Origin of the sequence: Streptomyces silvisoli, from assembly GCF_029269905.1 — a bacterium.
Classification (GTDB): Bacteria; Actinomycetota; Actinomycetes; order Streptomycetales; family Streptomycetaceae; genus Streptantibioticus_A; species Streptantibioticus_A silvisoli_A.
In genome coordinates this window covers 172,967-198,008 of the sequence record NZ_JARJBC010000005.1, presented here as the reverse complement: position 1 = coordinate 198,008, position 25,042 = coordinate 172,967, and the positions used below count along the sequence as shown (strand labels likewise).

Sequence of the window (25,042 nt, the reverse complement as noted above, 5' to 3'; positions counted from 1 at the left end):
CCCCATATTCTACCGTTCACCCTGTACGCGCCTTGCGTGTGCGAGGCCGTGAGGCTCAGGCCGCTGGGAACTTGGCGACGTACTGCGCGAACGGCTCGATGCCCACGTCCGCCCGCAGGGCGTCCATCCGCTCGGGGTCCTGGCAGGGCCAGGGGACGGGCGAGCCTTCCCTGATCCCGGCGATCTGTGTGCCGTAGATCTGCTCCCGCCCGTCGTTGACCAGCACCCGGTCGCGGAGGAACGCCAGCTCGCGACGGCTGGCCGCGCCTTCGGCCACCGCCTGTTCCAGCAGCCGCAGCGCGCGCCGTTGCACATCGAGTTGCCGGTCGGCGTGCTGGGCGATCAGCCATGCGGCGCGCGCCGCGTCCGCACCGACGAGTTCGGCCGTCGGCCAACCGTACTCGTCCATGATCTCGTTGAGACGGTCACCGTGCTGTGCGGTCAGTCGCCGCCAGGCCAACTGGTCAGCGGGATCCTCGCTGTTGGCGCTCGGCGAGGTCTCGTGGTCGGCCTTCGCCATGCTGATCAGTTCCGCCGCCAGTGCCGCGGTGTCGTACGCCATTGTTCCTGCTCCAGGGGCGGTTGGGGTGCGTTGTCCGGTCACCCGTAACGGTAGACGCGCCGATCACCGCCCAGATCGTCCCCAAGCACGGTGACAGGAGCGGCTCCGAGCGGGGATACTTGATCTACCCCCGGATGATTCAGCGCCGGACGATGGAGTGTCGAGCGCGCACCGGGCGCCGCTCCTCCGTGCCGAGCAGGGGTGAACGGGCCAGTACGGCAACGCAGATGGTGATGGCGGCGGCACCGGCGATCGCCGGCAGCAGCCACCATCCCTGCCGCACCTGTTCGTGGAAGGCGACCACGCCCCACAGCACGGAGACCAGCGGGTCGGACAGCGTCAGGCCGGGCTGTGCGGCGAGCAGCCGCCCCGCGTGCATCGCCGACTGGAGGAAGAACATCCCCGTGACGCCGGAGGCGACCATGGCATACAGCTGCCAGGCCGTACAGACGGCGGCGACGCCCTGACCGCCTTGCGACACCGCGCCCTTCATCAACGCGGCCGTCAGCCCGAACTGGCAGCCCGCCGCCACTCCAAGGCACGCCGCGCGCCGCCCGCCGAGCTCCGGCCGCTCCGCCACCTTCGCGGTACGGCCCCACAGCACCGCGGTCGCCACCACCGCCAGGTTCAGACCGATGCCGATCGGCCAGACCATCCCGTCCACCGCCTGCGCGTTGCCCCCGGACGGCGCCAGGCAGAACAGCATCACCGCCAGGCCCACGGTCATTCCCACGACCGAGAGCCATTCACGGCGGTGCAGCCGGGCGTGGAACACCCGCGAGCCGAGGATCAGCGTCAGCGGGAGCTCGAACACCAGGATCGGCTCCACGACCGACAGCTCGCCCACCGACAGCGCGGTGGCCTGGAGCAGAAAGCCCACCGTGATGCCGAGCACCCCCGCGTACCACACCGGGCGCCGCAGCAACGCCCTGATGAGCCGCAGACTGAGGCTGTCCTCCGCGGGCAGGCCGAGGTTGGCGCGACGCTGGAGTACCGACGATGCCGCGTTGGCGCAGGCAGCGAGTACGGCCAACACATATGTCAGCACAAGCGTCCCGTTTGCTCCTGCCCGCCGGGGCGGGCGTTCTCCACGCCGATGCCGTGATCGCGTAGCGGCCCGATCGTGAAGCCCTGTCGACGGCAGCATTCCACCAGTTCGGGAAGCGCCTGGAGGGCGACGCGCCAGGAGTCGGCGCCGGACGCCCGATCGGTGTCATGCAGCAGGACCGTGCCGCCACCGTGCAGCCCGCGGCCCACGCGGTCGGCGACGCTCCGCGCGGTGGCGCCCGAAACCCACTCCCGCCCCCACGCGGACCACAGCACCGGGCGCAGCCCCACCCGGCGCGCCGCGGCCCACCGGCCGCCGGTGAGCACGCCGTACGGCGGCCGGTACCACCGGGGGCGGACCCCGCAGACGGCGCCGACGGCCGCCACGGTGCGCCGCAGTTCACTCAGGTCGCGCAGCGGCGTGGGCCACCACGGACGGCGGTGGTCCCAGCCGTGTACGGCGACCTCGTGCCCTCGCGCGACCAGTTCCCGGCCGGTATCGGGCGCCTCCAGCAGGGCGCGGCCGAGCACGAAGAACGTGGCCCGCACCGCGAGCCGGTCCAGGGTGTCCAGGAAGTACGGCGTGCTGTGCCGGGCGGGCCCGTCGTCGAAGGTGAGCGCGATGTGCCCCGGGCGGCCTCGGCCGTCCAGGGCCGGGAACAGCGACCGGCGCACCGGCGGCAGCCAGGTCCCGGCCGGGCCGATGTGCGCAGCCGCCCCGGCGAGCGCGCACACCGACAGCGCGCGCCATGCCGGGGGCGCGCTTGGTGGGCGAACGGCACGCACGTGGCCAGTCTCCCGCGCTCCCTCGGCGACCTGCGACCGGAGCGGCGGTGACACGTCACCCGACCGGCGGTACGGCGCAGCGCTGGCGGAAGTCGGCCGGGGCGTGAAAGGTCTTGGTGTGGCCCTACGGTTCGTCATCCTGAGCGCCCGCATGGGAGCGGGACATGACACGGTGGCCGCCGAGTTGGCCCGGCGGCTGGCCCGGCGCGGGCACCGTACGGAGACCATCGACGTCCTCGACCTGCTGCCGGCCCGGCTGGGCGTCGCGCTGCGCGCCTTCTACGCCACGGTGATCCGGCACGTTCCGGTCGTCTACGACGCGATCTACCGGGCGTACTTCGTCCCGCCGCCGGACGGGAACCGCCAGGGCAGGGACACCACGCCGATCGTGCTGCCCGCGGCCCAGGCGCTGCGACGGCGGCTGGCGGCCGATCCGCCGGACGCGGTGGTGTCCACGTTCCACCTGGGAGCGCAGATCTGCGGGCGGCTGCGCGAGGAGGGGGTGCTGCGGGTGCCCAGCGCCGTGGTGATCACTGACTTCGCGGTGCACCGGCAGTGGGTCCATCCCGGCAATGACCTGCATCTGTGCCCGACCCCGCAGACCGCACAGGACGTCCGGCGGATGGGCGGCCAAGGCGCGCTGGCGGTCGGGCCGGTCGTGGCGGACGCGTTCCACTACTCGGCGGACCCGGCAGGTGTCGACGCGTTCGCGCGGGCCGCCCCGGGTCGCCCGGTGTTGCTGTCGACGGGTGCGTGGGGTGTGGGGTCGCAGCTGGCGGAGACGGCCGCCCTGCTCAGCGGGGACGGCTGGCTGCCGGTCGTGCTGTGCGGGCGGCGTCGGGCGCTGCGGTGGCGGCTGGACCGGGTGCCGGGCACGGTCGCGCTGGGCTGGGTGGACGATGTACCGGCGCTGATGGCGGCGGTGGACGTGCTGGTGATGAACGCCGCCGGGCAGACCGCGGCGCAGGCCCTGGCGGCCGGGGTACCGGTGGTCGGGTACCGGCCGATCGCGGGGCACGGCGTGCACAGCGTCCGCCGTATGGCCGAGTCCGGGCTGTGCGTTCCCGCGCGTTCCCCGCAGGACCTGCTGCGGACGTTGCGTGAGCTGGCCTTCGACGGGCCGGTTCGGCAGGCGCGGATCGACGCGGGCCGGGCGCTGTTCACCGCCGACGCCGCCGATGTCCTGGCCACCGCGGCCCGGACGGGGGCGCCGCGCTGAGCCGCCCGTACTGCGCCAGGCGGGTGTCAACGGCCGAGCGCTGACGGCTGGTTCAACTATCCGTTATGGAATGACTGGGGAAGAATGACCGTGATGCGCCACCGGAGGAGGGCTCCTGATGGAAGCCGCGCGAGCGTCTGCGGGCAGTCCGCTGCCGCACGGTGGACACGTGGTGGCCCGCCGGACCACGGCCGTCCCCACCGATGCCCCGGTGGCCCTGATCACCGGCGCGTCGTCGGGTATCGGCGCGGCGGTCGCCGCCCGGTTCGCCGAGGGCGGGGCCTGGCGCGTGGTGCTCAACGGACGGGACCGCACCCGGCTGGACCAGGTGGCCACGGCCACCGGTGGCATCGCGCTACCCGGTGACCTCGGTGACCGCGACGGATGCCGGCGGCTGGTGGAGAGCGCGGTCGAACTGGGCGGCCGGGTGGACCTGCTGGTCGCCGCGGCGGGCATCGGCTGGGCGGGACCGTTCACCGACATGCCCGCCGCCGCGATCGACGAGGTGCTCGCCGTCGACCTGGCCGCCGTGGTGCACCTGGTCCGTCTGGTGCTGCCGCAGATGCTGCGGCGGGACGCCGGGCACCTGGTGCTGGTGGGGTCCATCGCGGGTGCGGTCGGTGTACGGCAGGAGGCGGTGTACTCGGCCGCCAAGGCCGCGTTGACCACGTTCGCCGACAGTCTGCGGTACGAGCTACTGGGCAGCCGGGTGCGGATCTCCACCGTGCTGCCCGGCGTCGTGCAGACCCCGTTCTTCGCCCGCCGCGGCGCCCTGTACCAGCGGTCCCGGCCCCGGCCCGTCGCCCCCGGGCGGGTCGCCGACGCGGTCTGGGACGCCGTGGCGCACGACCGCAGCGAGGCGTTCGTTCCCGGCTGGCTGCGCTTCCCCGCCCGCCTCAACGGCGCGGCGCCGTCACTGTTCCGGCAACTGGCGGCGCGGTTCGGCTGATCCGTCAACCCGTCCGCGCGGAAGGGGACTTCAGACGGTGGCCGCTTCCCGGACCTCCTGGGCCAGGTGCTTGTCGATCGCGGCATGCACCAGGCCGTCCGTCAGCCGAGGCACCTCGGACCTCTTGACGAGTCCGGCCAACTTCTCGGCGGAGGTCGGCAGTCCGAGCCGCTCAGCGCCTTCCATGGCCTTGCGGTCCACATACGGTGCGAACTCGGGCCAGACCGCCTGGACTTCCCGCAGGAAGATGTCGACGCCCACCGGCCCGATGCCGGGGATGTCGCGCAACGCCTTCTTGGGGTCCGCCTCCTCACGCAGTCGGCGCAGGTCACCGGCGTAGCGGTCGAGCACCAGCTCGGCGGCTCGGCCGAGTTGGGTGGAGGTCCGCTCGTCGTAACGCCGGTAACCGCCCTCACCCAGCGCGTCCACGCGCTGCTGCCAGGTGGCGTCCGCCATCTTGCGGGCGTCGCGCATTCCCGCGTCGAACAGCGCACGCGCCGACGCCACCGCGATGTCCGCCTTGATGCGGGCGCTGAGCAACATCGAGAGCACCAGCATCTGGTACAGCGCGGCGGGGGTGTTCCTCACCGTGATGCCCGCCTCCGCGGCGTAGGTCTTCTTCTGCCGCTCAAGCAGCGCCCGTACGACGGCTTCGTTCTTCGAGCCCATGAGTGATCACCTACACGTGGGTGTCCGATCGATCCACTCATCCCGACTATCCCGCGGATCACCGCGATCCGCAGCACGTCGAACGGGTCCAGCGTGCGAGCCGGCCCCGGGGGCCCCGTCAGTCGCGCGCAAGGCGCGGAAAGAGCGCTTCCGCATTGCCCCGCTGAACGGCGCGCAGTTGACCAGGCTGCCAGTCCTGGTAACCGTCCAGGTGCCCGTCGAAATAGGCGCCGGCGGCGACCGGCGCGAACGGCCAGTCGCTGCCGTACAGGACGTGGCCGGGCGCGGCGAAGGCCAGCAGTGACGGCAGCGCGGTGGGGCTGCCGGACAGCGCCGTGTCGAAGTAGAAGCGGCGAAGATCGGCCAGGATGCCGTCGACGGTCAGTTCCGGGTTGACGATCGTGCTGGCGACGGCGACCCGGTGGGCGACGTAGGGCAGGAAGCCGCCCGCGTGCGAGAGGATCACCTTCACGTCGGGGTAGCGGCTCATCACGCCGTTCAGCGTCAACTGCACCGCGGTACGGGTGGTGTCGAAGGGGAAGTCGATGACCGGCGCGGGGACGCCGGGCAGCGTCGGGGCGGGCGCCTCGGTGGGGTGGACGAAGACCACCGCCGCGCGGGCGTTGAGCTCCGCCCACAGCGGTTCGAAGGCGGGGTCGCCCAGATAGCGACCGCCCGCGTTGGACATCAGCACCACCCCGTCGGCGCGCAGCTCGTCCAGTGCGTGGACGGCCTCGGCGACCGAGCCGTCCACGTCCGGCAGCGGGATGCTTGCGAACTGGCCGAACCGGTCGGGGCGGTCCTTGACCAACTCGGCGACGTACTCGTTGACCGAGCGCGCCAGCGTACGGGCTTCGCGGTCGTCGCCGAGGTGCACTCCGGGCGCGCTGACCGAGACCACGCCGGTGGCGATGCCCTGGGTGTCCATCATCGCGATCGCGCTGTCCTTGTCCCACTCCGGAAGCGCCCAGCCCCCGGCGTCCAGACCTCGCTCGACCAGCAGCCGCCGGTAGGCGGGCGGGAGCACATGCTCGTGTACGTCGACGCGTGCGGCGGATGCCATTTCCTTAGCTCCCCACTCTTTAGCTTGCTAAGCGAATGCTGAGTAAGCTAACAGCCATGCAGCACGACCGCAAGGACTCGACAAGCCCGCAGCCAGGACCGGACACCGCCGTGGAGGAACTCGCGCAGGCCGCCGACGCCCTGTTCCTGGCCATGCGCAAGGCCCGCGGCCGGGCCGCCGCCGCGGGGGGCCTGTCGCTGTCCCAGTTGGCGCTGCTCGATCCGCTGGCCTCCGGCGACGAGCTGCCCGTGAGCCGGCTAGCGACCACCGCGGGGGTCAGCGTGCCCACCGCCACCCGCATGCTCCAGCAACTCGAAGGCAGGGGCGTGGTGCTCCGGCGCCGCTGCCCCGACGACGAACGCCGCGTCCTCGTCCGCCTCACCCAGGAAGGCACCGAACAGCTCACCCGGCTGCGCGACCAGCGCCGTGAGGCCCAGCGCCGCGGATATGCCTCGTTCACCGCCGCCGAACGGACGGAACTCGCGGCACAACTCCACCGCCTCGCCGAGATCATCGACGGCCACAACTGACCGCGGATCAGGGCTCGTTCCCGCTCGGCGGCGCCCAGGAGCACGCCAGCGCGCCGCCGACGAGGCCGCCACACAGCCCGAGCAGGAAGCCGCCGAAGTTGGCCAGCGGCAGCGAGACCAGCGCGAGCAGCATGGCCGCGACCCCCGCGAAGATCCGCGCCTGCTGCTGGAACCACAGGGTGAACCCCAGGACGATGAGCAGGACCCCGATCACCAGTGATCCGGCCCCGGCAGTGGTAGACAGCGCGAGAGGGATCCCGCCCAGACCGAGGCTGGCGTACGGGAAGTAGATGACCGGCACGCCCGCCGACATGGTGAACAGTCCGGCCCAGAAGGGCCGGGTACCGCGCCAACGCCGGAACGCCAGGCGGACGTTGCCGATCGCGGCGCGTGGCCCTGCCCCCCTGAGCCGCTCACCGGCACCGCACTCGGCGAGGTCAGAAGCACTCATGGTGTCCCGCCCTGAGCCGCACCCTGACATCGGGCACATCGAGGGTGACCGCCGTGACCGCGACCGCCTCCCAGCGTGCGTCGGCCAGGAAGACGGTCGAGGACTGCTGGGCAACGCCGTTGGGGTCGAAGAACCGTGAGTGCCGGTCACCCGGATTGACCGGTCCCTTGGTCAAGGCACCGGCCGCCACACCGATGTTCAGGCCGTGGTTGGTCTGTTGCCGGACCATGATGGACGTCGCGTCGATGAAGATGTCCCGCGCCTCGGCCCGGCGCACCCGGTCCGCCCCGGTGAGCCGCAGGGTGTACGGGCCGAGGAAGGGAATCGGAGTCACCACCGACTCGCACAGCCCGCGGATCACCGCGGACCGCAGCCCGGTCACCTCCACCGGAATGCGCACACCGGTCCTGGTCACGTCGATCGTGCTGTACGCGCTCATCCCGTGTCCGACCAGGGAGTCGACGGAGAGCTGGAACCGCCGTCCGGAGACGAAGAACGACGCGGCCAGCGCGCCTTGTGCCATGCCGACGCCGAGGGCCGTGGCGACCATCAGGCCCGGCACCATGATGACGGCGAAGCGCTTCCAGCGCGTTCTGCCGAGGCTGCGCGACATACCCTGCCTCCCTCCGGAACAGCCTGCCGCAGCGCGCCGCGCGCCCGGGAAAGCAGACTTCACCGTCGCGGAGAGGCCGGTCGGGACGGCCTCCGCGGCCGGTGACGTACTACAGCCTGTTCGGCACGGCGGCTTTCGGCACGCCGGCCCGGGCAGACGAGTGAGGCGGTTAGGCCGCTCCGGCGGATCCCCGTCCGGTGGCCACGGTTTCGCACCGCGCTGGTCCGCCTCGGGCCGGGCGGGAACCCGGCAGGTCCCGCACGCGCCGGACGGGAGAGAAGAACAGCACCAGTGCGGCGAGTGGGATCCCCGCCGTGGTGATCCACATCGCCGCGCGCAGACCGACCCCGGTGCCGAGCGCACCGCCGAGAAGCGCCCCGAGCGGGATCGTGCCGTAGCTGAGGAAAGCCGTGCTCGCGGTGAGGCGGCCCAGCAGCTCAGGCGGGCAGTAGCGCTGCTGGAAACCCGCCTTGATCACGTTTCCGGCCACGACGCCCGCGGAGACGCAGAAGCCGCCGACCACGAAGGCGACGGTTCCGGCGCCGCCGAAGGTCAGTGGGATGAGCAGGGCGAAGGTGGTGAGCCCGAGTTCGAACAGCAGCGTCGCCCGAGCCGTACCGATCCGATCGGCGACCCGACGGGCGACGAACGCCCCGGCGACGCCCCCGGTGCTGGCTACCGCGATGAGCGCGCCGACCACCCCGGAGGCCAGACCCACGCTCCGGACCAGGAAGACCACCCGGATCGACTGGTACCCCATCAGGGCCAGGTTGGAGGCCGCCGCGAACAGCGCCAGCGTGCGGAACCAGGGGTCGGCGCCGATCAGTCGCAGCCCTTCGCCGACCTCGCCGAGCAGTGCGTTGGGGCGGCGTACGGCCCTGGCGGTGGGCGGCTCGCGGTACCGGATGCCCGCCAGACAGAGCAGACTGAGCAGGAAGGTGGCGGCGTTGACGTACATGCCGTTCACCGCGCCCGCCAACTGCGCGACGAGACCGCCGGATCCCTGCCCGGCGATCTGTGCCGCGGACGCGCCGCCCTGGAGTTTGGCGTTGCCTTCGGCCTGGTCGGCGGGCGCCACGACGCTGGGCAGATAGGCGCTGTAGGCGGTCTGGAAGAACACCGCCGCCGTGCCGGTGACGAGCGCGGCGACCAGCAGCAGGCCGGTGCTCAGCCAACCGCACGAGGCGGCGACCGGGACACAGGCGAACACCACGAGCGAGACCGCGGCGGCGGTCAGCATGATCGGCCTACGCGGCAGCCGGTCCACCCAGGCACCGACCGGAAGCCCGATGAGCAGCCACGGAGCCCAGGCGGCGGCGGTCAGCAGGCCGACGTCGAACGTGCTGGCCCGCAACTCGGACACGGCGATCAGCGGCATCGCCACCCCGGTGACGGACGCGCCGAACTTGCCTGCGATCTCGCCGCACCACAGCAGCCGGAAGTCAGGGTGGCGCCGCAGCAGTTGGCTCATGCCCCGCCCCGCTGTCCGCGGGGGAACGACTGCAGCTGTACGACCACCGGCAGCGCGTCAGGGGCGGGCTCGGCGTCCGGGGCGGGAGTGTGGCGGGCGATGACGGCCGCCAACTCTGCGTTGAGCGCCGCCAGTTGGGACGCCGTCAGCCGCAGGTCGCTCCAGTCGGCAAGGGTGCCCGCGGCCCGCCACGCGTCGTCCCAGTCCTCGTTGACGTAGGTGATGACCCGGTTGAAGTGCAGCTGGACCAGTTCGTGGAGGTAGACCGAGAGCGCGCCCCGGCTGTCCGGATCGTCGCGGAAGTCAGCGGTGTTCAACTCGTTCGGAACGGCGACCCTCCGCCACCAGCGCTCGCGCCTGGTACCCCGCCACGTCTCCTCCTCGATGAAACCGTGCTCGGCGAGCTGACGCAGATGCCAGCTGACGGTTCCGGTGTTCTCCCCGAGCCGTTCGGAGAGCCTGGTGGCGGTGGCGGGACCGTCAAGACTGAGCAACTCGAAGATCCGCATCCGCAGCGGATGCGCCAGCCCCCGCAGACTGCGCGCGTCTATGCGCCGGGTGGGCCTGCTGGGTCGTGGTGTGCGCTCGACTTCCCCTGGCATGCGGACAGCTTATCTTACAGAGAACTCTCTGCAAAGAGTCCTCTGCAGAAACTCATCGGCAACTTCCGCTGACGGGCGGCCACTTACCGGCGACTACGAGGCTGTCGACCGAACCGGTCGGCGTCGCTCCCGCCTGGTGGGCGTGGTTCTCCTGGCCAGCCCATGCCGAAGACGCCGGGCTGGGACCGTGGGATATGTTGTTTCGTCATGGAGTGGTCCTCGACCGCGCTGCGGGTGTTGCGCACGATCGCCGAGCGCGGGTCCTTCACCGCGGCCGCGGCGGCGCTCGGTTACTCGCAGTCCGCCGTGTCACGGCAGATGGCCGCGTTGGAACGCGCCGCGGACGCGCGCCTCTTCGAACGGCGGCCCGGCGGAGCCGGGGTCCGGCTCACCGCGGCGGGAGTGACCTTGCTACGGCACGCCTCGGCCGCGCTTGACGAGGTCGACCGGGCCGAACGCATCATGCACGGGGCCGAGCCGGGCGGCGGATCGGTGCGCCTCGGCGTCTTCAAGAGCGTGGGCGCGGCGATCCTCCCGGAGACTCTGGCACTGATGCGAGGGCGCCGTCCGGACGTCCAGGTGGTGACCCGGGAGGGCTCGACCCCGTCCCTGGTGCGCGGTCTGCGCGCCACCACGCTGGACCTCGCGGTGATCTCGTCCCGGCCTCCTCACCCGGCTCCCGACGACCAGAGTCCGCCACTACGGCTGGACGTCCTGCTCGAAGGCGATCTGCTGGTAGCCGTCCCGGCACGCGGGGAGCTCGGGCGCGACGGGTCGGTGACGCTGGCCGAGTTGCGGGACGTGACATGGATCTCCAGCACGCAAGCGGCACGCGGCGAGCCGGAGTTGGGGGTCTGGCCCGCGCTCCCGCAACGGCCGGTGGTCGGGCATCAGGCGCAGGACTGGCTCTCGAAGTTCGCCCTGGTCGCCGCGGGATGTGGGGTTACCACGCTGCCGCCGTACCTTGTCGGACTGCTGCCCGACAACGTGCGGGTGGTGCGCGTCCGCGAGGGTGCGCCGGTCTCCCGCCGCGTGCTGCTCGCACGGCCTCCGGGGGCGCAGACCGACGCGGCGGCCGAGTTGGCTGACTGCCTGCGGGAGGCGGCGGAACACCTGCCGGTGGGCTGAACGTCTTCGTCAGGAACGGCCGGTTCCCCGCGATCGACCCACTGGACCTCGTGGAGCACGGCAGGGTGCTGTACGGCAGGGACGTGAAGGCCGGACTACCACGCCCCGCCCGCGCCCGGCTCCTTGAGGAACCCATCGCTCCGAGAACGCTCGCGAGACGAAACCCGCCGCACTCAACGTACGGCGAGACCGCAGACCGCTCGGCCCGTCGAGCGGCGATCAGCATGCTCGCCAAGCACGGGAAGTTCGACTCCCATCCGGGTCCAGCCCGACGGCAACGGGTATGGCGCCACGTGACGACTACGCCATTCGGGGGAATTCGCGTACGACCGTGCATGAGGCACCCGCAGCCGGTCCCCGGTCGGCTCACTCGGCCGGGGACCGGCGCCCTGGAGGGGCACTAGTTCACTTCCACGTTATGTGATGGATTCACCAAACTCGCCACCCGTTAACCGAATGGCCTACTTGAGCGGGCGCCTGGCTCGTCCGACTGGTTGCCTCGGAAGCTAGCCGGCATACCGCCGTTCAGGCCCCGGCATAACAAAGCTCCGCGGTGTTATGCCGACGAGGAGAGGGTGCGGTCCGATGAGGCTGTGTTTCATCGTCGAGGATTGCTACCGTCGCGACAGCATGCCCCTGTCCGTGGCCCGCCGACTGGCGGAGTGGAACCATCACATCGATGTGTTCGAGCCGGGACGGTCCATAGCCAGAGTCTCCGATCTGGCGCGCCAAGCCCCGCACGACGCCTGGGTACTCAAGACCGTCTCCGGCGGCCCCGGGTTGAGCGTGCTGGAGGCGGTCGCGGCCAGCGGGCTGACCACGATAAACGACGCCCGGGCCATCCGACTCGTACGCGACAAGGCGGTGGCGGCGGCCATTGCCCGCCGGGCCGGGCTGTCCTTCCCCCTGACGTACTTCGCGGCCGCGCCGACGCTGCTGAACCAGATACCGGACGAGCACTATCCGCTGGTCGTCAAACCGACCGGCGGCAACTCGGGCCGCGCCGTGCATCTGGTGACCAGGCCCGCCGAACTGAGCGACATCGCCGAATCGCTGGCCGGTGAGGGCTTCCTGCTGGCCCAGCCGTACGTCGTCAACTCCGGTGTGGACGTCAAGGTCTACAACATCGGCGGGGACATGCACGCCACCATCCACCGCTCACCGCTGCACCCGGGCGTTCCGGTGCGCGGCCACCATACGGCGCTGACCAGCGAGTTGGCGCGGGTGACCACCGCCGTGGGTGAGGTGTTCGGTCTCGACCTGTACGGGGTGGACCTGGTGGAGGGTCCGGACGGTTGGGTCGTGGTGGACGTCAACGACTTCCCCAGCTTCCGTTGCGTCCCCGACGCGGTCGAGCGGGTGGCCCGCAGGATCCTTCGGCTGGCCGCCGTCGGCCGTACGGAACGCGAGGAGCGGGCGGCGCTGTTGAGCACCCGGCTGGCAGAGGACGACAGGGGCGGCGCGCTGGCCGGTAGAAGCCCCGGCGTTCCAACGGCCGACGAGCCCATGGGGGCGGGGCTGCCATGAGAGTCTGCCTACTGACCGGCCACCCGGACCATCCGCTGCTGGCGCCGCTGCCCGATCTGCTGGGTGGGCGGCACCGCGTCACGGTGTTCGACGCCGACGACCCGACTGCCGGGGATCTCGGTCCGACCGCGGACCTGTACCTGCTCAAGGCCCACTCGCCGCGCGCCGTGGCGCTCGCCCGTCGGCTGGAGCGACTGGGCGGCCAGGTGGTGAACGGCGCCGACGCGACCGAGCGCTGCCTGGACCGGGTTCACATGGCCGACCTCGCCCGGCGGTCGGGGCTGCCGTTCCCCAACACCCTTCATCTCGCCCGGCTTTCGGACCTCGTGGACGCGACGGCACCGGGCTTCCCGCTCATCGTCAAGAGCCGCACCAGTCGCCGCGGGGATCTCGTGGCGCGCCTCGACCGGCCGGAGCGGCTGGGGACGTTGCAGGGTGACTGGGCCGATGAGCCCGTGGTCGTCCAGGAGTTCATCGCCAACGACGGCCTGGACCACAAGCTCTGGGTGGTCGGAGAGCGGGTCTTCGTCGGGCTTCGGGGCAGCCCGTTGGACGGCGCCGCGCGGAAGGCCACCCGCTCGCTCGATCCGCGGCGGCTGCCGCCGGGGTGGCTCGATCTGGCCCGGGCCGTGGGCGAGGTGTTCGCCCTGCGGATCTACGGCGTCGACATCCTCGACACCGGCGCCGGGCCGATGGTGGTCGACGTCAATCCGTTCCCCGGATGCCGTGGCGCCCCGGGCGCGCCCCTGGCGCTCGCCGCTCTGGTACGGCAGGCGGTGCCCCGGGGCGGCCCTCCGCTGCGGCAGGCCGTGGCATCGCCGGTGGCGGTGCTCCACGGGACGGTACGCGACCTGGTCGGCGCGCTCGACCGTGACGCCGGTGCGCTGCGGGTGGCCTCGGTGCGCCGCAAGCCCGGGCGGGGGCTGACCGCGAGCTATCGCAGCGCCGCCGGGCCTTTGGTGACCGTGCGGCTGGCCGAGTCGGCGCTGGCCAACTCCGTTGCCGGGGAGCCGTTTTCCTCCGTCGACCCGGCCGACTTCCACGGCCGCTGGCCCGGCGTACTGCACTGCGCGCGGATCGGCCTGACGCTGCAGTCCTTCCCGCATGACGCCGAGTTGCCCGCTCTGCCCGTCGCGTGCGCCACCGACCCACCGGACGGCAGGCTGGCCACCGCCCTGACGGCCGCGGCCAGAACGGTCGTGGAGGATCCACAGGCCCGGGTCAGCGCGGTGCGGGTACATCCGGTCCGGTACAAGCCCGCGACTCGTTGCGTACTGCGCTACCACGTGCGGCTGTCCGGCGGGGACGAACTGGTCTTCTTCGGCAAGCTCTATCGTGACTCCGCCGACGCGACGGCCGCCCATCAACTCGGCGAGCGGTTGTGGGCGGCGGCCGAACACTCGGCCCGACCGGCGGTCGTGCCACGGCCGTTGGGCCTGGTCGAGGAGTTGGGCCTGGTGCTGACCGAGACCGCGGGCGGTGCCCACGTCGGCGGCCAGTTGCCCGGTACGGCGCTACTGCGCCCACCGCGGCGGCCACGCGACGGTGTACGTCCGCCGTGGGAGGCGCTCGCCGCGAGCGCGGCGGCGCTGGCCTGGCTGCACACCAGCCCGGTGGCGTCCGGCCGGAGCGCGCCGGACGGGCACCACTACGCGACCCGGGTCCAGGCCTGGGCGCAGACCCTGACCGGTACGGTGGGCGAGCTGGCCGGTGTGGTCGAGCCTCTCGCCGAGGCGCTGCGCCGGGCGAAGAGCACTCAACCCGCCCTGGTGCACGGCGCGTTCAAGCCGAGCCAGCTCGTCTTCTGCCCGCCCGGCCATCCGGTGATCACCGATCTGGACGGCACGGGCCAGGGCGATCCGGCGCTGGACGTGGGGTACTTCCTCGCGTATCTGCGGCCACGGCGTCTGGAACGCGCCCAACACGGCAACCATGCCTGGTACGAGGCGGCCGCAGACGCCTTCCTCGACGCCTATCTGGCCGCGCTGGCCCACCAGGGCGCAGACCCGGCGCGTCTTGCGGCGGTACGGCAGCGCGCCGCCCTGTTCGACGCCGCGCTGCTGCTGAAGATCGCTTCGCGCCGGGTTCGCCGTCTCGGCAGCCCTCGGCCAGCCGAACTGCGCTGGGTCGCGGCGGAGATCGAGCGGTGTCGGGAACGGTTCGGCGGAGGGCAGGACGGATGATCCGCTTCCTCTATCGGCAACTGCGCGGCCGTCGGCTGCTGGTGTGCGTCGCGGTCGCGTTGACCTTCGTCGCGGTGACCAGTGATGTACTGGCGGCCTTCCCCTTCAAGATCATCCTGGACAAGATCGTCGACCACCGGGATCCACACATCCCCGGCACCGAGTGGCTGCTCGGCTACTTCGACCGCTTCGGCGACCGCAGCGGAGCGCACCTCACGGAGGCGCACACCCAACTCGGGGTGCTGCTCTTCGCAGGACTGATGTTCCTCGCCCTCGGGCTGATCAGTGCGGTGGTGGCGTTCGTCCAGCTCTCCGTGGCGGCCTACGTCGGCCAGGACCTGGGGGCGAGACTGCGCAAGCGGCTGTTCACACACATCGAGAACCTGGGCCTGGACTGGCATGTCCGCCAACAGGTCGGCGAGGTCGTCCAACGGGTGAGCGGCAACATCACCGACATCGAGAAGCTGGTCACCGACGGACTGGTCGACCTGCTGTCCGGAGTGCTCACCCTCGCCGGGATCCTCACCGTGATGCTGGTCATCAACTGGCAGTTCACCGTACTGGCGATGTGCATCGCCCCGCTGTTGTTCGTGACCGTCCTGCTCTACACCCGCTGGGTCAAACGGGCCTCGAAGGAGGCGGCCCGTGCGGCCGGGCAGGTCGCCCGGGTGGCCAACGCGTCCATCACCGCGATCGTGGAGTTGAAGGCGTTCACCCTGGAGCGCTGGGCGGCCCGGGCCTTCGCGGGCCATGTCGACCAGCAGCGGCGCTTCGGACTGCGCGCAGGGCGTCGGCAGGCCGAGTTCAACCCGCTGGTGATCGTCTTCATCACGGTGAGCGACGTCGTGATCATCACCTTCGGCGCCTGGATCGCCGCCGGTCACGCCCACCGCTACTCGCTGGGATTCCTCACCGTTCCGGCCGCCAGCCTCACCGTCGGCACCCTGACCGTCTTCCTCGCCTACTCCAAGCAGCTCTACCAGCCGATGCGCGACCTGTCGAAGCTCACGCTGCTGGCGTCCACCGCCTCAGCCGCGGCCGGACGCATCCAGGAGATCCTCGACCAGCCCCTGGAGGAACGCTCCGCCGCCCGCCGCTACACCGGCCCCTCACGCCTGCGCGGGGACATCGCCTACCATGGCGTGGAGTTTGGCTACGACCGGAACCGACCGGTGCTGCGCGGCGTGGACCTGGAGATCCGGCCGGGCACCCGGCTCGCCCTCGTCGGTCTGTCCGGCAGCGGCAAGACCACCCTCACCCGGCTGCTGCCGCGCTTCTACGAGTCCTGGCAGGGCAGCGTCACGGTCGACGGCCTGGACGTCCGCGACTACCCGCTGGAGACACTGCGCGCCAACATCGCCGTGGTGCCGGAGGACTCGATCCTGTTCGAGGGGACCGTCCGCGACAACATCGCCATCGGCCGGCCGGGCGCGACGGACGAAGAGGTGATCGCCGCCGCCCGGCAGGCACACATCCACGACACGATCACCGCGCTGCCCGACGGATACCAGGCCGGGGTACGCGAGTTGGGCAAGAACTTCTCCCGCGGCCAGCGGCAGCGCATCGCCATCGCCCGCGCCCTGCTGCGCGACGCCCCGATCCTGATCCTGGACGAGCCGACCTCGCACCTGGACGTGGAGGCGGAGGCGGAGGTGATGCGCGCCCTCGAACACCTCACCCGCGGCCGTACCGTGATCGTCATCTCGCACCGGCTGAGCACTCTGGGGCAGGTTGACGAGATCGTCGTCCTGCAGTCGGGCCGCATCGCGGAGCGCGGTACGTATCGGCAACTACGGGCGCGGGGTGGACCGTTCGCCCGGCTGCTCGCGGAACAGAACCGCTACGCGGCGGAGCCGCTGGCTCTCGCCCCGGTCGACGACGCCGTCGGGTGATTCGGCGTCGGGGTGCTGGCGGCGCCGCCAGCACCCCGGCCAACTCCCGTTCAGTCCACCAGATCCAGCGCCGCCCGAACGACGCTGTCGGTGTCGATGCCGTGGTAGCGGTAGACGTCCTCGATGGCTCCGGACTGGCCGAAGCGGCTGACGCCCAGGGTGGTCGCCGGCACGTTGTTGATGGTGGCGAGGAAGGCCAGCGTGTGCGGGTGGCCGTCGAGCAGGGTGACCATCGGGACCGCCCGCTCAGCGGGGAAGACCTGGTCGAGCAGCCAACCGGAACCCTCCTGCAACCCGCGTCGGGCCTGTACGGCACGGAAGACAAGGTCCGGGCTGGTCACGCAGATGACATCTGCGGGGAAGCCCAGCTCCGCCAGCCGGTCCGCGGCGGCCAGCGCCTCCGGGACCATGGCGCCCATCACCGCCAGGGTCACCGCGGGCTGCTCCGCCCGCCGCAACGCGTAGGCACCGGCCACGGCCTGGCGGCGGCGGCGCTCACGGGCGGCCCGGTCGGACGGCACCGCGGCGAGCGTCTGGTCGACCGGGCGGGTGGACAGCCGCAGGTAGGCCGAACTGCCGTCGGGCTTGCCCAGGTTGGCCAGCGCCGCCAGCAGACACCACTCGGTGTCGATCGCGAAGGCGGGCTCATAGCTGACGCAGCCCGGCTGTTCGATGCCCAGCGACGGTGTGGTGATCGACTGGTGCGCACCGCCCTCCGGTGCGAGGGTGACGCCTGAGGGAGTGCCCACCAGGATCGACTGGCCTCCCGCGTACATTCCGAACGACCATGGTTCCAGCGCCCGGTTGACGAACGGGTCGTACACCACGCCGATCGGCAGCAGCGGTTGGCCCCAGCGGCTCCAGGTGGCGCCCAACTCGCCGAGCAGCCCCACCAGGTTGGTCTCCGCGATGCCCAGTTCAAGATGCTGGCCGGTGGGCTTCTCCCGCCAGTGCAGAATGGTCTCGGCGTCGTCGGCGAACCAGTCGGGGCGCTCGGTGTGCGACCAGACCCCGGCCTTGTTGAGCCAGCCTCCGAGGTTGGTGGAGGAGCTGACGTCCGGGCTGACGGTGACGATCCGGGCGGCGGCCTGCGGTGCCTGCCGGGTCAGGTCGAGGAGCAGTCGGCCCAGGGCCTGCTGGGTGTTGCCGGTGCCCGAGGGGGTGCGGCCGATGTCGGTGGGCAGCTCGGGAGGCGCGGTACGCGGGAACTGCGGGCGCCGCAGCCGGTCGGACGCCGCACGGCACAGCTCCGACTCCGGGCTGCCGTCGGCGAATCCCGCCCACGGGTCGTCCAGGTCTGTACCCAAACGCCGTGCCAACTCGCGCATCTGCGCTTCCGTCAGCAGAGAGGAGTGGTTCTGCGGGTGGCCTTCGCTGGACAGGCCGTAACCCTTCACCGTGTAGCCGAAGATGACCGTCGGGCGGCTGTCGTCGATACGGCGGTACGCCTCCAGCAGCGCGCCGAGGTCATGCCCGCCGAGGTTGCGCACGGCGGCGCGCAGCGTGTCGTCGTCCAGTCCCGCGATCAGCTCGGCGATGGGCGCGGCCGTCGAACCGGCGCCGGGCAGGCGCTCGCGCAGCTGCTGCGGGGTGCAGCGCAGCAGCCGCTGGTACTCCGGGTTGCCCATGGTGTCCAGCCGCTTGCGCAGCATCTCACCGCCGGGGCGGGTGAACAACTCCTCAAGCAACTGCCCGTACTTGACGGTGATCACCTGCCAGCCCGCGGCGGCGAACATGCCCTGCAGCCGCCCGGCGGCGATCCCCGGCACCACGCGGTCCAGCGACTGCCGGTTGAAGTCCACGATCCACACGATCTCGCCGAGGTCGGGGACCATGGGGTCCTGGATGGCCTCCCAGATCGCGCCCTCATCCAGTTCGGCGTCACCGAGCAGCGAGTACTGCCGTCCACGCCCCGCTCCGCCGAACCGCCCCTCGACATAGCGCCGGGCGATCGCGCCCCAGACGGGAGCGGTGGCGCCGATGCCCACGGATCCGGTGGAGTAGTCCACCGGATCGGGGTCCTTGGAGCGGCTGGGGTAGCTCTGCAGCCCGCCGAAGGACCGCAGAGTGGTGAGGTACGACGCGTCCAACTCCCCCAACAGGTAGTTGATCGCGTGCAGTACGGGCGACGCGTGCGGCTTGACCGAAACCCGGTCGTGCGCGCTGAGTTCGTGGAACCACAGCGCCGTCATGATCGAGGTCATCGACGCGCTGGAGGCCTGGTGGCCGCCGACCTTCAGCCCGGAGGGGTTGGGGCGCACCCGGTTGGCGTGGTCGATGATCGCCGTCGACAGCCACAGTACGCGGCGCTCGACCGCGCCGAGCGCGGCGAGTTCGTCCTGCCCGGCACCGCCTGGGGTCCGCGGTTGGGCCGGCACGGCACTAGTGATCACGCTCCACCACCTCCGGTGCCATTCGCACCGTCGCTCGGGTTGATTCCGCTCTATGCTCCGTAAGTAGACACACGACTCACCATCTGCACAACGTCTCTCAACCCAGGTGAGCATTGTGCTCACTTGCCCAAGACGAAAGGGGGCTTGAGTGAGCACTGTGAACAGCGGACCGGTCGTCGACGCCACGGATGCCCGGATACTGCTCGCGCTGGCCGACGATCCACGCGCCACCGTTCTGGCGCTGGCCGAACGGCTGCGGCTGTCCCGGAACACGGTGCAGGCCCGGCTGGCCAAGCTGGACGAGAACGGCGCGCTGGGCTCGTTCGAACGCCGGGTGGACCCGGGTGCGCTCGGCTATCCGCTCACCGCGTTCGTCACCGCCCAGGCCGACCAGCACCACCTGGCCGAGGTGGCCGAAAGACTCAAGGACATTCCGGAGATCGTGGAGGTCTTCGGCCTCAGCGGTCCGACCGACCTGCTGGTGCGGGTGGTCGCCGCCAACACCGAGGACCTCTACCGCGTCGCCGGGAAGATCCTCGACTGTCCCGGCATCGAACGCACCAACACGGCTCTCGCGATGCGGGAACTCGTACCGCACCGGCTGACGGAACTCCTCAGCAGAGCCGCGGAGCCCCGGACCGCCCGCCCCTCGCCCGGCCGCACCCGCGGCTGAGGGGCGCGCTCACTATCAGGCGGGCAGGCTTGCGGCGTCGTCCAGCGGCTCGCCCATGACCCTTTCGAGCATCATCCTGGCCACCACGCCCAACTGCGGGTCGATCGCCTGGTAAACGTGGTACCGGCCTTCGCTGCGGACCCGCACTGCTCCGGCGAGTTTCAGCTTGGCCAGGTGCTGGCTGACGGCCTGCGGCGTGGCGCCGACGCGCAGTGCGAGTTGCGACACGTCGCTCTCCCGCTCGGCCAGCGCCAGGATGATGTGCAGTCGCAGGGGGGAGGCCAGCAGTCCGAACGCCTCGGCGGCGAGACCGAACGCCCGCACAGGGGGATCCCCATGCCGCACCCCTCCCGACATCGCCGCGGCCCCTTCCCCGACCTGGTTCGCGTCCCCTGTTTCCGTGGCACCGCCCCCGGGATTGCTTCCGGGCACCCGAACAGCTTAGCCTCCATGCTTGCTACATTGCGCAACAATGCAACCAGGAGTCGACGCGAGTCGTCCCTAGAACCGGAAGCATCAGTTCATGCGTCCTTCGCAAGCAGGACCAATGCACTGCCGGACGGACGTGTCGGCGGGCCGGACGAGGAAGGCGAATGACAGGCCAGAGCGCCGAAGCCCCGAGCGAGTCGATGTACCTGCCGCGAGAGACGGCACGGCAGTCCCGCCGTGTGCCGGGCCCGCGCGGCCGAGCGGCGGACGGCTCCCGTAGAGCTGGCGCGGGGCAGGCCCCCGGCCGCACCGCACGGAGCAAGCGGAACAAACCCGGTGCGGCGCCGCTCGGCAGGATCGTCCTGCTGGCGTTGGCACTGCCGGTGGCGGGTGCCCTGCTGGACGAGCTGCTGGGCTCGGCACTGGGCTGGACCTTCACGATCACGGCGGCGCTCGCGGCGGCGCTGACCGCGATGAACAGTACCCGCGAGGGCACCTGGCTGGTGCTGTCGGCGCCGCCGCTCGTGCTGGCCGCGATCACCATCGCCGCCGAACAACTGGCGAGCACGTCCACCTCTCATGGCAAGCTGACAACCTCAGCCGTGCACTGGGCCGTTGACGCGTTCCCGGCCATGGCGGCGGCCGAGATCACGGTGATCGCCGTACTGGCGGCGCGACTTGTCCGGGCCAGGCGTAACAGGAGGAGCAGCGGTGCGTGACGAAGTCGGTGCCGAGTCGTCCGGGCGAGCGGGCAGCCGGGCCGCCCGCCGCAACAGCAAGGCACCCCGGCGTTCGCCGCTGGTGGTCGCCGGGCGGGTCGCCGTGTGCCTGTCCTCGGCGGCGGTGCTGGCGGCCAGCGGGGTCTCCTGGGCCGCGTACCACTGGATCACCAGCGGTCTGAACACCTCCGACGCGCTGGACAAGGTGGGCCAGCACGCGCCCAAGCACCTCGACAACTCGGTGAACCTGCTGCTGATCGGCCTGGATTCGCGCAAGGACATGAACGGCAACGACCTGCCGAAGGAGTTCGTCCAGGACCAGTTGCACGCCGGTTCCAGTGACATCGGGTACTACAACACCAACACGTTGATCCTGATGCACATACCCGCGGACGGCGGCAAGGTCACCGCGTTCTCCATCCCGCGCGACGACTACGTCCAGACCTTCAATGGGGACGGCACATCACAGGGGCACTACAAGATCAAGGAGGCGTACGCCAACGCCTACACGGTCGCCCACGACAAGCTGTCCGCGCAGGGCGTCAAGGGCGCCGACCTGGAGGCGCAGAGCCGAGAGGCCGGTCGTGAGGCGACGCTGGCGACGGTGCAGAACTTCCTGGGCGTACCGATCGACCACTTCGCCGAGGTGAACCTGCTGGGCTTCTACGACATCGCGCAGGTACTCCAGCCCATCCAGGTCTGCCTCAAGCACCCGGTCCACGACTGGTACTCCGGCGCGAACTTCCAGGCCGGGTCGCAGAACCTCAACCCCAAGCAGGCGCTCGCGTTCGTACGGCAGCGGCACGGCCTGGACGGCGGAGACCTGGACCGTACCCACCGCCAGCAGGCGTTCATCTCCTCGGTCACCCACAAGTTGAAGACCGAGGGGGTCTTCAACGACCTGGGCAAGCTCCAGGGACTGTTCGGCGTGGTGAAGAAGGACCTGGTCATCGACAACAAGTTCGACGTGCTGGACTTCGCCCAGCAGGCCACCAACCTCACCGGCGGCAACGTGGTCTTCCACACCCTGCCGATCGCCGGTTTCGGGATGCGCAACAACGAGGACGTCAACCTGGTCAACCCGGACCAGATCAGGTCCATCGTGCAGGCGACCATCGGGCACGACCCGTCCCCCTCCCCCAGTTCCGGTGGCACCAAGTCGTCCGACACGGCCAAGCCCGCGCCCGCGACGGTGGACGTGTTCAACGGCTCGGGCAAGACCGGCGCGGCGGCCGACGAGCTCAAGGCACTGACGACGCTCGGCTACTCGGCCGGGCGGACGTCCAACGCCGCGACCCAGTTGAAGACCACGGTCCTCTACGGCGCGGGCGCGCAGCAGGCAGCCCAGCAGCTCGCCTCCAAGCTCGGCACCGCCGCGGCCGTCTCCAGCGCGTCGGTCCCGGCCGGTCACGTCCAGATCACCCTTGGCACGGACTTCACCGCGCCCCCGGCAACCTCGACCGGTTCCAGCGGCACGGCCCCGTCCGCTTCCCCGTCGAGTTCGCCGTCGACGCCGCCGGACAGCGCCTTCGCGGGCGACTCCGTGAAGGAGGGCGGCATCCCCTGCGTCAACTGACGCCCCGGCGCGAGGCGATAGGCGAAACCCCGGGGCCGGCCCCGGGGTTTCGTTCGCGGAACGCGGCCAACGCGCCGTCCTACGCCTCGATCCCGGCGGGCCGCCTCTGCGGCAACTGGCCCAGCAGATAGGGCAACATGCCGCGTTCCAACAGCGCCACTCGCCACTTGCCGCGGGCACGCTCGACCTCCGGGCTGTGCGCGGCGTCCGCCTCGGCGCCGTTGCGCGCCGCGCTGGCCAGCAGTCCGACCGCGTCGGACAGCGCGACCACCGCGGAGATTCCGGCCGCCGCCCATCCCGTGGCGATCAGCGTTCCCGCGAACTGCGGCCAGGCGGCGGAAAGCCGCAGACCGTAGCCGAGCAGCAGGAAGACCGCGGAGGCAATGCCGCCCAGCACCGGAACGAGCACGGCCAACGCCGCTCCAAGCTGGCCGCCTCCGCCCAAGTCCGGAGCGACGCTGCCCTCCCGCTCGGCGCGTGCCCCGTCCGGGTGGACGGCCGCCTCACGGACCCGTACGTACTCCTGGTACTCCGCCTGTGCGGCGGCGGCGATGAAGGCACTCGCCCCGAACGCCCGGGTGCGCAACTGCTCGACGGTGACCGCTTCACCGGAGTCGGCCAGCGCCCCCCGGATCCGCGGAGCCTCCAGGGCCTGTTGCAGAACCTGGTCGAAATCACCTCGGTCCTCCTGCAACAGGTAGCCGGGGCTACTGGAAAAGGTGCCCGCTGTAGGGCGATACGCAGAAGGTTCCCCCATGGTCTTCCTCCGGTGGTCGTGCTGTCACTCCGCTGACCTCTTACTCGGAGCGACGCGGTAACTCGCTGCTTCAGTTCCCTGGTTGCGCAACTTCTGACGCATCGGCGCGCCGTTGACCGTCACGCACTGGAGCATCAAGACTCCGCCAAGTATTTGCATCGTTACGCAAGTAGCTGTCTATACTCAAGTGGTTTACGGGCGTTGAGGTCTCCAAGGCGAGCGCCCCCGGCCGGGAGGAGGCGAAAACATGGATTGCGGCAGCAGTCCGGGCCACAGTCAGCCCCGCATCCACTTCTCCCCGCTTTCTACCGGCTCGCGGTAACCGTCACCCAACGCGCGCTCGTCGCGCCCGGACATGGTGAGCGGTGGGCCGGACGGTCCAACCCGCTCCGACTGGAGGCCAGTTCACCATGCTCACTGCCCTTGACCACGTTCAGCTTGCCGCGCCTCCCGCGAGCGAGGAGATCCTGCGGGCCTTCTACGTCGGCGCGCTCGGCATGGTCGAGATCCCCAAGCCGCCGGTGCTCGCCGCTCGGGGCGGCTGCTGGTTCGCCAGCGACGACCGCGGCGTCCAACTCCACCTGGGCATCGAGGATCCCTTCCGCCCCGCGCTCAAGGCCCACCCTGGACTGCGGGTCACGGACATCGAGTCGCTCGCGGAACGGCTCGCCGCGCACAACGCCCCGGTGGTGTGGGACGACAACCTGCCTGGGCACCGCCGCTTCTACAGCACCGATCCGGTCGGCAACCGTCTGGAGTTCCTCCAGCCCCTCACCTGACGCCGGGCACGGGCACAAGGCCCGCGCGCTGCCCGAGCGACTGCCGACCGGGATGTGAACGGGTGCCGACGCGCACCGGCCGCTGGTCGAGGCGACCGGCCCCCAGCATCGCCGAGGGACAACCGGCAGCAGTGTTACGGGAGTTGATCCGTCTCTTCGGCCGACCGGCCACCCCCTCCGGACCGCACTCTGGGCGACATCACCTCTCGACGGAGCGGGCGACATCTTGACGGAGTGAGTACTCACTCCGTAGAGTTGAGGCATGACGGAGAACACCGCTTCCACCACGCCAGCCCGCCGCCGCGCCCCGGCCATGGATCCCGAAGGGCGCCGGGCGATGATCGTCACCGCCGCCCTCCCTCTCGTCATCGAGTACGGCGCCTCCGTGACCACGGCGAAGATCGCCCGAGCCGCGGGCATCGGGGAAGGCACGATATTCCGCGTCTTCCCGGACAAGGACGCACTGCTCGCGGCCTGCATGGCCGAGGCCCTGCGCTCCGACGACGCCGTCGCCCACCTGGAATCGATCTCCCTGGACCAACCGCTCACGGCCCGCCTCACCGAGGCCGCCGAGGTGATGCGCGGGTACATGGCCCGGATAGGCGCCGTGGCGGGCGCCCTTGCCTCCGCCGGGCGGCTTGGGCGACCGGCCCCCGACCAGCCGGGCACGGACACCCGCCCGCCGGACCGCGAAGCGGCCCTCGCCACGCCACGCGCGGCCCTGGCCGCCCTGTTCGAGCCCGACCGGGACAGCCTGCGGCTCGCCCCGGAACGGCTCGCGGACGCCTTCCAGCTCCTGCTGATGTCCGCCGGGCGCCCTGGCGCCCCCGAGCCGCTCACCGACCGCGAACTGGTCACCCTCTTCCTGTACGGCGCGCTCACCAAACATGAGGAGGCCCGGTGACCGCACCCCAGATATAGGGACACCCGCAGTCGTTCGCCAGCAGCCCGAGCCGTGTGGGCCGCGCCCTGCGCCAGTCCCCGGGATCGGCGGCGGATCCGCCGCGTGACGCCGGTGAGCGGG

Annotated in this window: 23 protein-coding genes and 1 pseudogene; 12 read left to right on the top strand and 12 right to left on the bottom strand. The window is 71.1% G+C overall.

Annotated elements, in window-relative coordinates:
* Nucleotides 1-55: 55 nt before the first annotated feature.
* The 3 genes from P3G67_RS10795 to P3G67_RS10785 form a co-directional block, all read right to left on the bottom strand.
* On the bottom strand, nucleotides 56-562 hold the full coding sequence (locus P3G67_RS10795) for a DUF6624 domain-containing protein (protein ID WP_276093236.1): 507 nt from the start codon (nucleotides 560-562) through the stop codon (nucleotides 56-58).
* 139 nt (nucleotides 563-701) lie between these two features.
* The gene (locus tag P3G67_RS10790) at nucleotides 702-1,610 is read right to left on the bottom strand and encodes a DMT family transporter (protein ID WP_276093235.1); all 909 of its coding nucleotides are present in this window, start codon (nucleotides 1,608-1,610) and stop codon (nucleotides 702-704) included.
* On the bottom strand, nucleotides 1,604-2,395 hold the full coding sequence (locus P3G67_RS10785; RefSeq protein ID WP_391858231.1) for a polysaccharide deacetylase family protein: 792 nt from the start codon (nucleotides 2,393-2,395) through the stop codon (nucleotides 1,604-1,606). Before P3G67_RS10785 ends, P3G67_RS10790 begins: the two co-directional genes overlap by 7 nt.
* A gap of 118 nt (nucleotides 2,396-2,513) precedes the next feature.
* Here P3G67_RS10785 and P3G67_RS10780 point away from each other — a divergent pair, with 118 nt between their 5' ends.
* Nucleotides 2,514-3,614: an MGDG synthase family glycosyltransferase gene (locus P3G67_RS10780; RefSeq protein WP_276093234.1), complete on the top strand. Its 1,101-nt coding sequence runs from the start codon at nucleotides 2,514-2,516 to the stop codon at nucleotides 3,612-3,614.
* Nucleotides 3,615-3,732: 118 nt separating this feature from the next.
* Entirely contained in the window at nucleotides 3,733-4,563 is an 831-nt protein-coding gene (locus tag P3G67_RS10775) for an SDR family NAD(P)-dependent oxidoreductase (RefSeq protein ID WP_276093233.1), read from the top strand.
* 30 nt (nucleotides 4,564-4,593) lie between these two features.
* Here P3G67_RS10775 and P3G67_RS10770 read toward each other — a convergent pair whose 3' ends face one another.
* Nucleotides 4,594-5,232: an endonuclease gene (locus P3G67_RS10770; RefSeq protein ID WP_276093232.1), complete on the bottom strand. Its 639-nt coding sequence runs from the start codon at nucleotides 5,230-5,232 to the stop codon at nucleotides 4,594-4,596.
* Between the two features lie 118 nt (nucleotides 5,233-5,350).
* Complete coding sequence (locus P3G67_RS10765; protein WP_276093231.1) at nucleotides 5,351-6,295, bottom strand: amidohydrolase family protein; 945 nt, start codon at nucleotides 6,293-6,295, stop codon at nucleotides 5,351-5,353.
* Between the two features lie 56 nt (nucleotides 6,296-6,351).
* Between P3G67_RS10765 and P3G67_RS10760 the strand changes: the two genes are divergently transcribed.
* Entirely contained in the window at nucleotides 6,352-6,825 is a 474-nt protein-coding gene (locus P3G67_RS10760; protein ID WP_276093230.1) for a MarR family winged helix-turn-helix transcriptional regulator, read from the top strand.
* Nucleotides 6,826-6,835: 10 nt separating this feature from the next.
* Here P3G67_RS10760 and P3G67_RS10755 read toward each other — a convergent pair.
* The 4 genes and pseudogenes from P3G67_RS10755 to P3G67_RS10740 form a co-directional block, all read right to left on the bottom strand.
* Nucleotides 6,836-7,276 (bottom strand): annotated as a pseudogene (locus P3G67_RS10755) (DUF6114 domain-containing protein); the annotation flags it as partial.
* A complete protein-coding gene (locus P3G67_RS10750; RefSeq protein WP_276093229.1) occupies nucleotides 7,263-7,889 on the bottom strand; it encodes a DUF6230 family protein in 627 nt (208 codons plus the stop codon). The pseudogene P3G67_RS10755 and the gene P3G67_RS10750, both read right to left, overlap by 14 nt.
* A gap of 169 nt (nucleotides 7,890-8,058) precedes the next feature.
* Nucleotides 8,059-9,360 (bottom strand): MFS transporter, encoded by a 1,302-nt coding sequence (locus P3G67_RS10745; RefSeq protein WP_276093228.1) that lies wholly within the window; start codon nucleotides 9,358-9,360, stop codon nucleotides 8,059-8,061.
* Entirely contained in the window at nucleotides 9,357-9,962 is a 606-nt protein-coding gene (locus P3G67_RS10740) for an ArsR/SmtB family transcription factor (RefSeq protein WP_276093227.1), read from the bottom strand. The genes P3G67_RS10745 and P3G67_RS10740 overlap by 4 nt, the downstream gene beginning before the upstream one ends.
* 207 nt (nucleotides 9,963-10,169) lie before the next feature.
* Between P3G67_RS10740 and P3G67_RS10735 the strand changes: the two genes are divergently transcribed.
* From P3G67_RS10735 to P3G67_RS10720, 4 genes are all read left to right on the top strand, one after another.
* Nucleotides 10,170-11,090, top strand: coding sequence for a LysR family transcriptional regulator (locus P3G67_RS10735; RefSeq protein ID WP_276093226.1), 921 nt, complete (start codon nucleotides 10,170-10,172; stop codon nucleotides 11,088-11,090).
* Between the two features lie 630 nt (nucleotides 11,091-11,720).
* Nucleotides 11,721-12,617, top strand: a complete 897-nt coding sequence (locus P3G67_RS10730) for an ATP-grasp domain-containing protein (RefSeq protein ID WP_276093225.1) — start codon at nucleotides 11,721-11,723, stop codon at nucleotides 12,615-12,617.
* Nucleotides 12,614-14,800 (top strand): phosphotransferase, encoded by a 2,187-nt coding sequence (locus P3G67_RS10725; RefSeq protein WP_276093224.1) that lies wholly within the window; start codon nucleotides 12,614-12,616, stop codon nucleotides 14,798-14,800. The genes P3G67_RS10730 and P3G67_RS10725 overlap by 4 nt, the downstream gene beginning before the upstream one ends.
* On the top strand, nucleotides 14,797-16,692 hold the full coding sequence (locus P3G67_RS10720; RefSeq protein ID WP_276093223.1) for an ABC transporter ATP-binding protein: 1,896 nt from the start codon (nucleotides 14,797-14,799) through the stop codon (nucleotides 16,690-16,692). Before P3G67_RS10725 ends, P3G67_RS10720 begins: the two co-directional genes overlap by 4 nt.
* 50 nt (nucleotides 16,693-16,742) lie before the next feature.
* Here P3G67_RS10720 and P3G67_RS10715 read toward each other — a convergent pair whose 3' ends face one another.
* Nucleotides 16,743-19,082, bottom strand: coding sequence for a transketolase-like TK C-terminal-containing protein (locus P3G67_RS10715; RefSeq protein ID WP_391858240.1), 2,340 nt, complete (start codon nucleotides 19,080-19,082; stop codon nucleotides 16,743-16,745).
* A 160-nt stretch (nucleotides 19,083-19,242) separates the two neighbouring features.
* Between P3G67_RS10715 and P3G67_RS10710 the strand changes: the two genes are divergently transcribed.
* The gene (locus P3G67_RS10710) at nucleotides 19,243-19,758 is read left to right on the top strand and encodes an Lrp/AsnC family transcriptional regulator (RefSeq protein WP_391858239.1); all 516 of its coding nucleotides are present in this window, start codon (nucleotides 19,243-19,245) and stop codon (nucleotides 19,756-19,758) included.
* 15 nt (nucleotides 19,759-19,773) lie between these two features.
* Here P3G67_RS10710 and P3G67_RS10705 read toward each other — a convergent pair whose 3' ends face one another.
* Entirely contained in the window at nucleotides 19,774-20,082 is a 309-nt protein-coding gene (locus tag P3G67_RS10705) for an ArsR/SmtB family transcription factor (protein ID WP_276093220.1), read from the bottom strand.
* 269 nt (nucleotides 20,083-20,351) lie between these two features.
* Here P3G67_RS10705 and P3G67_RS10700 point away from each other — a divergent pair, with 269 nt between their 5' ends.
* Together P3G67_RS10700 and P3G67_RS10695 are read left to right on the top strand one after the other, a co-directional pair.
* A complete protein-coding gene (locus tag P3G67_RS10700) occupies nucleotides 20,352-20,906 on the top strand; it encodes a DUF6542 domain-containing protein (RefSeq protein WP_276093219.1) in 555 nt (184 codons plus the stop codon).
* Nucleotides 20,899-22,482: an LCP family protein gene (locus P3G67_RS10695; protein WP_276093218.1), complete on the top strand. Its 1,584-nt coding sequence runs from the start codon at nucleotides 20,899-20,901 to the stop codon at nucleotides 22,480-22,482. The genes P3G67_RS10700 and P3G67_RS10695 overlap by 8 nt, the downstream gene beginning before the upstream one ends.
* A 79-nt stretch (nucleotides 22,483-22,561) precedes the next feature.
* On the opposite strand, the gene P3G67_RS10690 is transcribed toward P3G67_RS10695, so the two are convergent.
* Nucleotides 22,562-23,239: a hypothetical protein gene (locus P3G67_RS10690; RefSeq protein ID WP_276093217.1), complete on the bottom strand. Its 678-nt coding sequence runs from the start codon at nucleotides 23,237-23,239 to the stop codon at nucleotides 22,562-22,564.
* Between the two features lie 410 nt (nucleotides 23,240-23,649).
* Between P3G67_RS10690 and P3G67_RS10685 the strand changes: the two genes are divergently transcribed.
* Nucleotides 23,650-24,018, top strand: coding sequence for a VOC family protein (locus P3G67_RS10685; RefSeq protein ID WP_276093216.1), 369 nt, complete (start codon nucleotides 23,650-23,652; stop codon nucleotides 24,016-24,018).
* Nucleotides 24,019-24,280: 262 nt separating this feature from the next.
* Nucleotides 24,281-24,922 carry a TetR/AcrR family transcriptional regulator gene (locus tag P3G67_RS10680; protein ID WP_276093215.1) on the top strand — a complete coding sequence of 214 codons (642 nt, stop codon included), beginning with the start codon at nucleotides 24,281-24,283 and terminating at the stop codon, nucleotides 24,920-24,922.
* The last annotated feature ends 120 nt before the right edge of the window (nucleotides 24,923-25,042 follow it).